Annotated in this window: 9 protein-coding genes and 1 tRNA gene; 8 read left to right on the top strand and 2 right to left on the bottom strand. The window is 73.8% G+C overall.

All coding sequences use genetic code 11. From position 1 onward, the window contains the following. Positions 1 to 77 precede the first annotated feature (77 nt). On the top strand, positions 78 to 1,367 hold the full coding sequence (locus CLV63_RS04880; RefSeq protein WP_106581638.1) for a winged helix DNA-binding domain-containing protein: 1,290 nt from the start codon (positions 78 to 80) through the stop codon (positions 1,365 to 1,367). A gap of 134 nt (positions 1,368 to 1,501) precedes the next feature. Here CLV63_RS04880 and CLV63_RS04875 read toward each other — a convergent pair. Beyond that, positions 1,502 to 1,575 (bottom strand) — tRNA-Pro (locus CLV63_RS04875). Positions 1,576 to 1,836: 261 nt separating this feature from the next. On the opposite strand from CLV63_RS04875, the gene CLV63_RS04870 reads away from it, so the two are divergent. Then, positions 1,837 to 2,592 (top strand): ATP-binding cassette domain-containing protein, encoded by a 756-nt coding sequence (locus CLV63_RS04870; RefSeq protein ID WP_106581637.1) that lies wholly within the window; start codon positions 1,837 to 1,839, stop codon positions 2,590 to 2,592. Between the two features lie 119 nt (positions 2,593 to 2,711). Here the strand turns inward: CLV63_RS04870 and CLV63_RS04865 are convergent, their stop codons facing one another. Continuing rightward, the gene (locus tag CLV63_RS04865; RefSeq protein WP_211301152.1) at positions 2,712 to 3,713 is read right to left on the bottom strand and encodes a LacI family DNA-binding transcriptional regulator; all 1,002 of its coding nucleotides are present in this window, start codon (positions 3,711 to 3,713) and stop codon (positions 2,712 to 2,714) included. A gap of 502 nt (positions 3,714 to 4,215) precedes the next feature. On the opposite strand from CLV63_RS04865, the gene CLV63_RS04860 reads away from it, so the two are divergent. From CLV63_RS04860 to CLV63_RS04835, 6 genes are read left to right on the top strand one after another with little or no spacing between them, the layout of a single operon-like run. Further along, the gene (locus tag CLV63_RS04860; protein WP_106581636.1) at positions 4,216 to 6,300 is read left to right on the top strand and encodes a primary-amine oxidase; all 2,085 of its coding nucleotides are present in this window, start codon (positions 4,216 to 4,218) and stop codon (positions 6,298 to 6,300) included. Positions 6,301 to 6,340: 40 nt separating this feature from the next. Further along, on the top strand, positions 6,341 to 7,945 hold the full coding sequence (locus CLV63_RS04855) for an ABC transporter substrate-binding protein (protein WP_170134145.1): 1,605 nt from the start codon (positions 6,341 to 6,343) through the stop codon (positions 7,943 to 7,945). A 28-nt stretch (positions 7,946 to 7,973) separates the two neighbouring features. Continuing rightward, a complete protein-coding gene (locus CLV63_RS04850; protein WP_106581634.1) occupies positions 7,974 to 8,945 on the top strand; it encodes an ABC transporter permease in 972 nt (323 codons plus the stop codon). Next, entirely contained in the window at positions 8,945 to 9,820 is an 876-nt protein-coding gene (locus CLV63_RS04845) for an ABC transporter permease (RefSeq protein ID WP_106581633.1), read from the top strand. Before CLV63_RS04850 ends, CLV63_RS04845 begins: the two co-directional genes overlap by 1 nt. Then, positions 9,817 to 11,598, top strand: a complete 1,782-nt coding sequence (locus tag CLV63_RS04840) for an ABC transporter ATP-binding protein (protein ID WP_106581632.1) — start codon at positions 9,817 to 9,819, stop codon at positions 11,596 to 11,598. Before CLV63_RS04845 ends, CLV63_RS04840 begins: the two co-directional genes overlap by 4 nt. Beyond that, the gene (locus CLV63_RS04835) at positions 11,595 to 12,632 is read left to right on the top strand and encodes a P1 family peptidase (protein WP_245928579.1); all 1,038 of its coding nucleotides are present in this window, start codon (positions 11,595 to 11,597) and stop codon (positions 12,630 to 12,632) included. Before CLV63_RS04840 ends, CLV63_RS04835 begins: the two co-directional genes overlap by 4 nt. The last annotated feature ends 66 nt before the right edge of the window (positions 12,633 to 12,698 follow it).

The following is a 12,698-nucleotide window of genomic DNA, read 5'->3' as shown; positions in this document are numbered from 1 at the left end:
GCTGACGGGCTGACGGGCTGGCGGGCTGACGGAGCGTCTCACGCGGGTCGGTCGGCGGGCCGCGATAATGTCGGCCGGTGGCCGACAAGGTTTCCAAGCGCGACGTGACCGCGTTCCGGCTGGGCGCCCACCGCCTCGCCGAGCAGCTGAGCGGCGACGGACTGGTCGAGGCGGCCGGGCTGTGCGGCATCCAGAACACTCCGCCGGGGTCGGCGCTGCTCGCGCTGCACGCCCGAGTGGACGGCCTCACGCAGGAGCGCATGGCCGAAGCGGTCGCCGAGGAGAAGAGTCTGCTCCAGACCTGGTGCATGCGCGGCTCGCCGTACTTCTTCCCGGTCGCCGACACACCGGTGTTCACCACCGGCGTGCTGCCGCCGACCGAGGAGGCGCGGCGCCACTTCGTTCTCGGCGTGGGTCCGGCGGTGGACCGGCTCGGCATGAGCCTCACGGAGGCGGTCGAGCGCACCGGCGCCGAGATCGCGGACGTGCTGTCCGGGCGCCGGCTCGCCATCAATGAGCTGGGCGCGGAGATCGCCGCGCGCATCGCACCCACGCTGCCGCCGAGCCGACGCGCCATCTGGGACGAAGAAGGTCCCTACGCAGCGGGCCAGCCGCTCGGCGAGGGCGTGGTGCACTTCTGCCTCCGCATCCTCACCTTGCAGGGAGTCGTCTGCTTCGCGGCGCGCTCCGGGAACAAGGCCCCATTCGTCCTGATCGAAGAGTGGCTGGGCCACCCGCCCCCGGAGGTCGCCCCGGCAGCCGACACGGCGGCCGCCAACTCGACAGTCGGCCAGGAGGTAGACCAGGCGGTCGCCCCGGCAGTCAGTCCGGAGTCCGCCCCGGCGGTCAGTCCGGAGTCCGCGCGTGCCGAACTGCTCCGCCGCTACCTGCGCTGCTACGGGCCGTCGACACGCGGCGCCTTCGCCGCATGGCTGGGCATCCGCGCCGGTGACACCGACCCCTGGTGGAGCCTGGTCGAGGACGAACTGACCCCGGTCGAATTCGACGGCACGGCATGGGTCCTCACCTCAGATCTCGACGCGCTGCGGTCGGCACCGGCCCCGAAGGGTGTGCGCCTGCTCCCGCCCCGGGACCCCTACACCCAGCTGCGCGACCGCGAGACGATCGTCGACAAGAAGTACCACCGCGACGTGTGGAAGTCGGTCGGCGAACCGGGCACGGTCCTCGCCGACGGCGAGGTCATCGGCATATGGCGCCCCCGCAAGAGCGGCCGCAAGCTGCTCATCACCATCACGACCTTCGCCCCGCCGCGAGAGCGGGTCACAATGGCACTCCGCCACGAGGCCGAACAGATCACACCCCTCCGAGGCGCCACATCCGTGGACGTCCGGTTCGACGCCTACTGATCCCCACACATCCGCGCGAGCGGCGGAGCGCCCACCGTCACTACGTCCGGATCCGGTGGGCTTGGCTCCCAACTAGGCTCCCAGGGACAGCAGAAGGGGTGTCACCCGATGGGCGACACCCCTTCTGACCTGCGTCGGGACGGCGGGATTTGAACCCACGACCCCTTGACCCCCAGTCAAGTGCGCTACCAAACTGCGCCACGTCCCGTGTGTTCGTCGGAGGCGCCCTACGCCCCTGCGAACAGGCACCACTCTAGCGCATCCGAACCGGTGTGCAGGACGGGTTTTCCGCCCTCACGTGGTCCTGCGCACCCGCGCCGGGGACCGCCCTGTCGTGGTCGGCGGCGTGCCGCCGACGGTGGGGCGGGGGGTGTACAGCGTGGGTCGTAGGCGGCTGCGCTCTGGTGGGTAGGGCGAGTGTCGCTCGGTGGGTGATGTGGACGGGCGCCGGACCGGTGATGCTCGTCGCATGGAGAGCACAGCTCAGGCGGTGGTGGACGGTCGCCCTGGCGTTCTGGTGGCCGCGACCGGGCTGACCAGGTACTTCGGGGATCGGGTTGCCGTGGACGGGGTGGACCTGGTGGTCCGCCGGGGGGAGATCTACGGGATTGTGGGGCCCCGCGGCGCGGGGAAGAGCACGGTGCTGCGGCTGCTGGCCGGCCGGTTGGCGGCGACATCGGGTGAGGTGCGCGTGGTTCGCCGCTCCCCGTACGACCGCGGCGAGTTGGACCGGGTGGCGGCCCTGGTGGAGTGTCCCGCGCTGCCGCGGGATGGGTCCGGGTCGGCTGTGCTGCGTTCCCTCACTGGGTATGGGCAGTCCCGCGACACCGTGCCCGCTCAGGCCTCCGGAGGGCCCATTTCGGACGTGACCCCGGCGCGGGCCGAGGCCGTGCTGGAGACCGTGGGGCTGTCCGACCGGGCCGAATGGGCGGCGGGGGCGCTGCCGTCGGCCGCTACGTGGCGGTTCGGGATCGCCGCGGCGCTACTCGACGACCCGGAACTCCTGCTGCTGGACGAACCGATCGCGGGGGTCGACCCGGCCGGGGTCCGCGAGTTGGGCAGGCTGCTCCGGTCGCTCGCAGGGTGGGGGCACACCGTTGTGATCGCCAGCCGCAATCCCGGTAGGGCGCGCACCCTCTGCGACCGGGTTGGGCGGATGTCGCACGGCAGGTTGGTCGCCGAGGAGCGGTCCCCCCGACGCTGGCGGCGTACCTGGTCCGTCTAGAGCGCGGGACGGACACTGGTCCGCTGGGCGGAGGTGGTGGGTCGGCGATCGGTGTCCGGCGGTCGGCGATCAGTGGCCGGTGTCCGGCGGTCGCTGGCCGGTGGTCAGGGGGCCTGTGGTCAGTGGGTTCCCTGGGTGGAGGCGCGGGGGACGAGGGCGATGGGGTGGATGCGCTCGGTTCCTGGGGGCGCGCTGCCGTTGAGGACCTCGAAGAGCAGTTCGGCGCAGCGGGCGCCGGCCTCGCGCGGCCGGAGGTCGATCGCCGTGATCGGCGGGTCGGCCTCGGCCATGGCCGGGCTGTCCACGCACGAGGCGAGGAGGAGGTCGCGGCCTGCTTCGCGGCCCGCCGCGCGGATGACCGGCAGGGCGGCAGCGGCGGCGCCGTCGGGCCCGCAGACCAGTGCGTCGGTGTCGGGGTGTGCCGACAGGAGGTCGGCCGCTGCCGGGGCGGCGGCTTCGGTCCCGGAGCCGAAGGTGATGGTGCGGATGCGGGGTTCGACGCGGTGTTCGCGGCACCATTCCCGGTAGCCGCGACCGAGGTCGGCGGCCCAGTCGCTCTCCCCGCTCGACACCACCAGTGCGGGGCGGCGGGCGCCGGCGTCGTGGAGGTGGTCGAGCAGGACGCGCAGCGCGGCGTCGTGCTCTGAGCGGACCACCCCGTCGAGGACGTCCCTGCCGGGGAAGCGCTCGCAGGTGACGATCGGCAGTTCGGAGCCGATCAGGTGCTCGACGGCGGCGTCGCCGCCGAGCGGGTCGCCGAGCACGATGCCGTCGACGCGCGGCAGCCGCGGCCGGACCGACCCGTGGCCGGAGGTGATGAGGGTGAGGTCGTACCCGTGGGCCGCGGCCTGGTCGACGGCGCCGAACACGAAGCGCATGTAGTAGTCGGAGCGGGTGAGGACCTCGGGCAGGTGCAGGCCGATGGTCCCGGTGACGGCGCGGCGCAGGTGCCGCGCCGAGCTGTTGGGGACGTAGCCGAGCATCGTGGCGGTCTGCATGACGCGGTCCCGTGTTGCGGGGGAGACGCGGCCGGTGCCGGTGAGGGCGTCGGAGGCGGTCGTCTTGGAGACGCCGGCCTGTCGGGCGACGGTGATGAGGGTGACCGGACGGGATTCGCGCACGCTCCGATCGTATGAGACCGGACCCCGTGCGCCCCGCTGCCGGGCGACACGTGGACGCGCTCCCCCGAAGGGCTCGACTGTCGTGGCGCGGGGCCGCGGGTACGGCGGCTCGGTGCCGCTGCCGTCAGGGGCGCGGGTCTGGCGGGGACTCTTCGGCGTGGTGCTCCGTGCCGCCGGGTGCTGCGCATGCCCCTACTGCGCCCGCTTCGCGGAGTATCGCGCAGCGGGGGCCCGCGACGGCAACCCACCCCCCTTTGCTCAGGGGTACCAGGGTCGTGAAAAGACCGTCGCACCCGTTACGTCGATGGCGTTGGTGTTAATGGGGTGGGGCTGTGGGTCAAATCTGTGTTTCGTGTCACTGGAGATATTGACCGCGGAGAGGCCGGAGCCTAGCCTCGACCATTATGCCGGAACGTTCCGGCAGAACGGTGCGGCATGCCGCTGCGCCGAGGCGACGCCTGTGTCCCCAGGGCCCGCGCCCGACTCCGAGGAGATGCCGCCGATGTCAGCAGACCTCTCGCAGCACCAGCACCCCCCGCACGACGACGGGCGCTCCCCGCATGGCCAAGGGCAGTCCCCGCACGACCACCAGCACCCCCCGCACGACCACCCCCACAGCGCGGGGGACCCGGCGGAGGCGCTGGTCTTGGGGCCCGGGGTGGTGCCGCATCCGCTGGATCCGCTGGGCGCCGAGGAGATCGGCACGGCCCGCGCGGTCCTCACCGCGGCGGGGGTCCTCACGGAGTCGGCGCGTATCGCGTACATCGGCCTGGCCGAGCCGCACAAGGACACCGTCCTCGCCTTCACCCCCGGGACGCGCCCCGAGCGCCGGGCCCGCGTCCTGCTCATCGACCTCGCCGCGGAGGCATCGGAGGACGTCATCGTCGCGCTCCACGACGAGCGGGTGGAGTCGCGGACCCCGATCGACCCCGTGTCCGAAGGGCAGCTCCCGCTGCTCGGCGAGGAGCACGCCCTGGTCCGCGAGGTGCTGCGCGCCGACCCGGACTTCACGGCGGCGCTGCGGTCCCGCGGGATCACCGACCCCGAGCAGGTGTGCCTCGCGGCCCTCTCCGCCGGCCGCCACGGGATACCGGGCGAGGACGGCCGCCGCATCGCACGGGTGCTCGCCCACGTGCAGCGGCATCCGGGCGAGCTGCCCTGGGCGCACCCCCTCGACGGCCTCGTGGCCTACGTCGACCTGGTGAAGCGGGCGGTCGTCGAGGTGGTCGACACCGGGGCGCAGCCGATCCCGGCGGAGTCCGGCGACTACCACGACCCCGGGTTCACCGGCCCGGCGCGCACGGACCTGCGGCCCATCGAGATCACCCAGCCCCAGGGGCCGAGCTTCACGGTTGACGGCAACGTGGTCACCTGGCAGAACTGGAGCCTGCGGCTGGGGTACGACATGCGCGAGGGCCTCGTGCTGCACCAGCTCGGCTTCGCCGACGGCGGCCGGGTGCGGCCCATCGTGCACCGCGCGTCCGTCGCGGAGATGGTGGTGCCCTACGGCGACCCGAGCCCGGTGCGGTTCTGGCAGGGCTACTTCGACACCGGCGAGTACCAGCTCGGCTCGCTCGCCAACGCGCTCGAGCTGGGCTGCGACTGCCTCGGCGACATCACCTACCTCGACGCGACCGTCGCCAACGCCGACGGCGAGCCCGTGGTGCTCCGCAATGCGATCTGCATGCACGAGGAGGACGCCGGGGTGCTGTGGAAGCACACCGAGACGTTCAACGGCACCGCCGAGACCCGGCGCCAGCGGCGGCTGGTCATCTCGTTCTTCGTGACCGTGGGCAACTACGACTACGGCTTCTACTGGTACCTCTACCTCGACGGGACGATCGCGTTCGAGGCCAAGGCCACCGGGGTCGTCTTCACGGGGGTGTACGACCAGCGGTCCAGCCCCTACAACTCGGAGGTCGCGCCCGGGCTGGGGGCACCCTTCCACCAGCACCTTTTCAGTGCGCGCCTGGACATGGCGGTCGGCGGCACCGAGAACGCGGTGGACGAGGTCGAGGTGGCGTCCGTCGCCATGGGTCCGGAGAACCCGCACGGCAACGCGTTCGCCCGGTCCGCCACGCGGCTGCGGACCGAGCAGGGCGCCCGGCGCCCCGCTGCGCCGCACCTCGACCGCACCTGGCACGTGGTGAACCCGTCGGTGCACAACCGGCTGGGCCGCCCGGTCGCCTACGCGCTGCACCCCGAAGGCAAGCCGACCCTGCTCGCCGACGGGCGCTCCTCGATCGCCCGCCGGGCGGAGTTCGCGACCCACCACCTGTGGGTGACCCGGTACGACCCGGCGGAGCGCTACCCGGCCGGCGACTTCGTGAACCAGAGCCCCGGCGGGGCCGGCCTGCCCGCCTACGTCCGGGCCGACCGCGACATCGACGGCCAGGACATCGTGCTGTGGCACACCTTCGGCCTGACCCATTTCCCCCGCACCGAGGACTGGCCGGTCATGCCGGTGGACTCGTGCGGTTTCAGCCTGAAGCCGGTGGGCTTCTTCGACCGCAACCCGACCCTCGACGTGCCCTCGGGCGCAACGGGGCACTGCGCCGGGCCCGGCGATGACGCGTGCCACTGCTGACCCCCCGCATCATCCCTGTTCGCCGAGAGGACGAGGCCCTATGAGAACCAGATGGCTGGCGGGCGGCGCCGCGATCGCCGTGCTGGCGGCGTCGGGCTGCGGCGCGGGCGGCGGCCCGCCCGCGGGCCCGCAGAAGCAGCCCGCCTACCTCGCCGAGGCGGACACCGGGCTGCCCGAAGGCGGCCGCCTCGACCTCCAGATCCACGTGGACTCCGGGGCCGCCACGGGCCTCGACCCGCAGGGGGCGGACACGGCGACGTCCTGGCAGCTGATGTCGCTGGTCTACGAGACCCTCGTGACGGTCGGGTCGGACTTCGACCCGGAGCCGGGGCTCGCCGAGAAGTGGGAGCAGCCGAGCCCGACCAAGTACGTGTTCCACCTGCGCGACGACGTCGAGTTCTCCAACGGCCGCGCCATGACGGCCGACGACGTCGTCGGCAGCATGGAGCGGCTGCTCGACGGCAGCGCCACCTGGAAGGGGCAGCTCGGCCCGCTCAAGTCCGTCGACAAGGTCGACGCGGGCACGGTCGAGTTCACCCTCGACCGCCCCTACACGCCGTTCCTCGCCGCGCTCGCCAACGTGCCCGCCGCCGTCCTGCCGATGAAGGAGGTGGCCGACGGTTCGGTGGACCCGGCGAAGGACATGCTCGGCACCGGCCCGTTCGTCATGGCGAAGCACCGCCAGGACGTGTCGTGGCGCTTCGACCGCAACGAGCACTACTGGGCCGATGGCGCCCCGGCGCTGGACGGCATCGACATCAGCGTCGCGCCCCAGGGCTCCACGCGCATCGCCGGGCTCCAGGACGGCAGTTCGGGCATGGCGATCCTCGACAACGTCGACGCCCCGCAGGTCCTCAAGGGCGCGCGCGACGTCGAGGTCGGCACCCAGGCCACGACCGACTTCTTCTACCTGATGCTCAACACGAAGGCCGCCGGTTCGAAGTTCGCCGACAAGCGGGTCCGGTCCGCCGTCAACATCGCGATGGACCGGCAGCTGATGGCGGACGCGGGCACCGGCGGGCTGGGCAGCCCCACCGCTGTCACACCGGCGGGCCTGCCCGGCGCCTGCGACCCCGCGGAGCTGCCCGCGGCAAAGGAGGACCTGGACCGGGCGCGCAAGCTCCTCGAGGACGCGGGCGCCGAGGACCTCTCCTTCAAGCTCGCCATCTACTCGACGGAGCCGGCGCCTGCTATCGCGCAGGTCGTCCAGCAGAACCTGGAGAAGATCGGCGTCACGGTCGACATCCAGCAGCTCGACGAGGGGAGCTGGGCCGACGAGGTCTACGGCGCCTCCCCGGCGAAGTTCGACGCCGCGCTGTCGTGGTTCGCCGGATACGCCGACCCGGCGATGGTCGGCCAGTGGTGGAACCCGGAGTCGGCGGGCTTCAACCAGGGGTTCATGACCCCCGATCCCGCGCTGGACAAGGCGATCGACACCGCGGTGTCCGAACCCGAGGGCAAGGGCCGCGCAGCGGCGCTGGAGAAGCTGTGCGCTGCGGTCGACGCCGACGCGCAGATGATCCCGCTGGTGACCCGGCCGCTGATCGTGGGCTACCGGAAGGACGCCGTGAGCCCCAGCCTCTACGGCACCGAAGGCTACGGCAACGCGCTGCGCCTGGCCGCCGACTTCCGCGCGGCGAAGTAGCGCGGCGCGACGTGGAGGGGGAGTGAGCATGCGGTTTGCGAGCTGGTGGATCGGGCGCGTCGCGAGCGCGGCCGGCACGCTGCTGGGCGTCTCGGTGCTGATCTTCGCCGCCGTCCGGTTCATGCCGGGCGGCTACGCCCAGATCGTCCTCGGTCCGTTCGCGACCCCGGGGGAGCGGGCCGCCCTTGCGGCCCGCTACGGGCTGGAGGACCCCCTCGTCGTCCAGTACGGCCGCTGGATCGCGTCCGTGGGACGCGGCGACTTCGGCACCTCCCTGCTCAGCAAGGAGCCGGTGGCGGCGGAGCTGGTGCAGCGGCTGCCGGTGACCGCGGAGCTGGCGGTGCTGGCCGCGGTCGCCGCCGTCCTGGTGGGCGTCCCGCTGGGGGTGCTCACCGCGGTCCGGTCGCGCGACGGGGGCGGTGCCGCCGCGGGACGGCTCGCGAGCGGGCTCGGCGTCAGCGTCCCGGAGTTCGTGCTCGGCAGCCTGCTGGTCTTCGTGTTCTCGCGCTACGCGCTGGGCCTGACGGTCGGCGGCTACGTGCCGTTCGCCGCCGACCCCGGCGCGAACCTGCGCGCCATGGCGCTGCCGGCGACCGTCCTCGCCGTCGCGGCGACCACGGCGGTCGCCCGGACGACGCGCGACGCGGTCATGAACGTGCTCACCGAGCAGTACGTGACCGCGGCCGTCGCCCGCGGCGAACCGCCGTGGTTCATCGTCCGGCACCACGTGCTGCGCAACGCGGCGGTGCCGGTGGTCATCGTGCTCACCGTGATCACCGCCTCGCTGCTGGGCGGGGCGCTCATCGTGGAGTACCTGTTCGACCTGCCGGGGGTCGGCTCCTACATCGTGCAGGCGGTCGGCCGCCGCGACTACGCGGTCGTGCAGGCCGGGGTGCTGCTCGCCGCAACTGTGTTCATCCTGATGAACGTCATCGCCGACTTCGTGGTCGGGGTGGTCGACCCGCGGCTCGGCGCGGCCGCGCGCAACGGAGGTGTGTGATGGGGACCCGCACCTGGTCGCCGCGGCGACGCACGGGGGCCGGCGGCGCCGGCCGCCGCCGGATCGACCTGCTCTCGCGCGCGGCACTGGCCTGCCTGGTCGCTCTCGCCGCCGTCGCCGCGCTCGGGCAGGCGGCCGGTCTCGGCGGCGACCCGGCGGAGATCGTCGGCGGCCGGCTGCTCCCGCCGGGGCCGGAGTGGTGGCTCGGCACCGACTCCCTGGGGCGCTCGATGGTGCCGCGGGTGATCGAGGGCGTCGGCACGACGCTGCTGCTGTCGTCGAGCGCGGTCCTGGTGACGGCGGCGCTGAGCACCCTGCTGGGGATCGTGGCGGGCTACCGGGGCGGCGCCGTCAACGAGGCGGTGCTGCGGCTGGTCGACGTGCTGTACGCGTTCCCCTCCATCGTCCTCGCCGTGCTGGTCGCGGCGGTGATCGGGCCGGGGCGCACGGCGGCGCTGGCGAGCATCGTCCTGGTGACGGTGCCGCTGATGACGCGGGTGGTGCGGGCCGCGGCGGCGAGTGTGGCGCGGCGCGACTACGTCACCGCGGCGGTGATCAGCGGCGCGCGCACCCCGCGGATCCTGCTCCGCCACATCCTGGTGAACGTGTCCGGCACGGTCGCGGTGCAGGGGACCTACGCGCTGTCCGTCGGGATCCTGGTCGAGGGCGGGCTGAGCTTCCTGGGCCTCGGCGTGCAACCGCCGGAGTCGTCCCTGGGCGTGCTCATCCAGCAGGGCGGCGTGTACATGGTCGCGGCGCCGTGGCTGCTCCTGGGGCCCGGTGTCGTGCTGGTCGCCGCGATGCTGTCGATCAACGTGTTCGGCGACGGTCTGCGCGACCGCCTGGAACCCCGAGAGTCGAGGTCGCTCACATGACAGAGCTGCTGAACGTGCGGGACCTGGTCGTGGAGTACACGGCCGGGGGCGGGCGGGTGCGCGCGGTCGACGGCGCCGACCTCGCGGTGGCCGCCGGTGCGACCGTCGGCATCGTGGGGGAGAGCGGGTCGGGCAAGTCCACGCTCGGCCTCGCCGTGGGCGGGCTCCTCCCGCGGGGCGCGGTCCCCGCCGGCGCGGAGGTCACCGTCGACGGGCTGGCGGTGCCGCTGCTGGCACCGGCCGAGCTGCGGCGGCTGCGCCGCGAGCGGCTCGGCTTCGTGTTCCAGGACCCCGTCGGGTCGCTGGACCCCACGATGCGCATCGGCCGCCAACTGCGCCTCGTCGTGCCGGACGCGGGCGGGCCCGCCGCGCTGCGGCGCCACCTGGAACGGGTCCGGCTGCCCGACCCGGAACGGGTGCTGCGGAGCTACCCGCACGAGCTGTCCGGCGGGATGGCCCAGCGCGTCGCCATCGCCATGGCGATGGCGGCGGAACCGCGGCTCCTGGTCGCCGACGAGCCGACCGCCGCGCTGGACCGCCAGGTCCGCGACCAGGTCATGGACATGGTGTTCGCGATCGCCGCCGAGACGGGCACGGGTCTGCTGCTGCTCAGCCACGACCTCCCCGAGGTCGTGCGCCGGTGCGCGCGCGTCGCCGTGATGTACGGCGGCCGCGTGGTGGAGGAGGGGCCGTCGGCGGAGGTCATGGCCGACCCCGCGCACCCGTACACGGCGGCGCTCGCGCGCTCGGCGCCGGGGACCGCGCCGCCGGGCGCCCGCATCGAACCCGTCCGGGGCCGCCCCCCGGTGCTCGACGGCGCCGCGCCCGGGTGCTCTTTCGCGCCCCGCTGCGCGTTCAGCGTGGTGCGCTGCACCGAGGAGCGGCCGCGCCCGGTCCGGGTCCGCGGCAGGGACGTGCTGTGCCACCGGGCCGAGGAGCTCGTCGGCGCCGCGCCCCCGGTGCGCCTCGCCCCGCCCGCGCCGCGCGACGGCGCCGCCGCGCGGCCGGCGGACGCGGGAACGGTCGGCAGCGGGCCGGCCCTCGAACTCGACCGGGTCGAGGTCGTCTTCGGCGCCGGACCGCTGTCGCGGCGCCCCGACACCAGGGCGCTGCGCGGCGTCTCCCTGGCGGTCGCCGGCGGCGAGATGGTCGGCCTCGTCGGCGAGTCCGGGTCGGGCAAGACCACGCTCGGCGCGGTCGCACTGGGACTGCTGCGGCCCGCCGCCGGCGCGGTCCGCTTCGACGGCGCCCCGTTCCCGAAGCGGCGCCGCAGCCTCGCCGGGCGGATGCAGGCGGTGCTGCAACACCCGCAGTGGTCGCTGAACCCGCGGATGCGCGTGGGGACCAGCATCGCCGAGCCGCTCGCGGTCCTGGGCCGCGCCGACCGCGACGGGCGGGCCGTGCGCGGGATGCTCGACCGGGTCGGCCTGGAGAGCGGGCTGGCCGACCGCTACCCGCACGAGCTGTCGGGCGGGCAGCGGCAGCGGGTGTCGATCGCGCGCGCCCTCATCACCGCCCCCCGGTTCATCGTCTTCGACGAGGCGGTGAGCGCACTGGACGTGTCGGTGCAGGCCCAGATCCTGAACCTGATCAAGGATCTGCAAGGCGAACTGGGGTTCGGCGCGCTGTTCATCTCCCACGACCTGGGCGCCGTGCGCTACGTCGCCGACCGGATCGCCGTGATGCGCGCGGGCGAGATCGTGGAGACCGCCGACACCGAGGTCTTCTGGACCGCGCCCGAACACGAATACTCGAAGCAGCTGATGGAGGCCATGTGAGCAGCACAGACGTCCCCGGGGTCGAGCGGCCCGCGCCCGAGCCCCGCCCGGTGCGGCCGTCCGCGTTCGCCCCCGGCGCGCGCGGCAACGCCGACGGCCCGCTGGTCCCGCAGGCGAGCAAGGGGCGGGAGAGCGTGCCCTTCGACATCCCCGGTGTCCTCGTCGGCACGGCCGAGTACGGCGAAGGGCCCACGGGGTGCACCGTCGTGCACGTCCCCGCCGGGGCGCGGACGGCAGCCGACGTGCGCGGCGGCGCCGTGGGGATGGTCGGCGGGTTCGACCGCAACCACGCCGTCTGCTTCGCCGGGGGCTCCGTCTACGGGCTGGCCGCCGCCGCGGGCGTCAGCGCCGAGCTGCTGCGGCGCGGCGACAACCGCACGCACTGGGCCGACCTCAAGCTCGTCTCCGGCGCGGTCATCTACGACTTCTCGGCGCGCGACACCGCAGTGGTGCCCGACGCGGAGCTCGGCCGCGCCGCGCTGGACAACGCCCGCGCGGGCGAGTTCCCGGTCGGGCGGTGCGGCGCGGGGATCGGCGCGTCAGTGGGCAAGCTGGCGATCGACACCCCCCGTGCCGAGTTCGCCGGTCAGGGCGCGGCCTACGCCTCGTTCGACACGGTGAACGGGCCGGCGAAGGTGCTCGTGGGCACCGTCGTCAATGCGGTCGGGGTGATCGTCAACCGCGACGGCGCGGTGGTGCGCGGCAACCGCCACGGCGACGGCGTGCGGCGGCACCCGGCCGAGGACATCCGGGCCGGGATCGGCGGCGGCCCCGCCGTCCCCGTCTCCGGCAACACCACGCTGACCGTGCTGGTCACGAACGTCCGGCTGCCCGACGCGTCGCTCCAGCAGTTCGCCCGCCAGGTGCACAGCTCCATGCACCGCGCCATCCAGCCGTTCCACACCGAGACCGACGGCGACGTGCTGTTCGCGCTGACCACCGACGAGATCGAGCTGGCGGGCGCGACCCCGACCGGGTTCGGGGCGCTCGCCTCGGAGGTCGCCTGGGACGCGGTGCTCAGCAGCGCGGTGTGAGCGGGCACGACGTTCGCCGCGCGCCGCGCGGCCGACGGACATCCGATGATGGGAAGGACCTGAAGG

Origin of the sequence: Murinocardiopsis flavida (genome assembly GCF_003014485.1) — a bacterium.
In the GTDB taxonomy this organism is placed as follows: Bacteria; Actinomycetota; Actinomycetes; order Streptosporangiales; family Streptosporangiaceae; genus Murinocardiopsis; species Murinocardiopsis flavida.
This window is presented reverse-complemented; position numbering and strand designations above follow the sequence as displayed.

Bases quoted from the DNA above. Each gene is read 5' to 3' on its own strand.
- CLV63_RS04840 (WP_106581632.1), top strand. From the start codon at position 9,817: ATGACAGAGCTGCTGAACGTGCGGGACCTGGTCGTGGAGTACACGGCC.
- CLV63_RS04860 (WP_106581636.1), top strand. From the start codon at position 4,216: ATGTCAGCAGACCTCTCGCAGCACCAGCACCCCCCGCACGACGACGGG.
- CLV63_RS04850 (WP_106581634.1), top strand. From the start codon at position 7,974: ATGCGGTTTGCGAGCTGGTGGATCGGGCGCGTCGCGAGCGCGGCCGGC.
- CLV63_RS04870 (WP_106581637.1), top strand. From the start codon at position 1,837: ATGGAGAGCACAGCTCAGGCGGTGGTGGACGGTCGCCCTGGCGTTCTG.
- CLV63_RS04855 (WP_170134145.1), top strand. From the start codon at position 6,341: ATGAGAACCAGATGGCTGGCGGGCGGCGCCGCGATCGCCGTGCTGGCG.
- CLV63_RS04845 (WP_106581633.1), top strand. From the start codon at position 8,945: ATGGGGACCCGCACCTGGTCGCCGCGGCGACGCACGGGGGCCGGCGGC.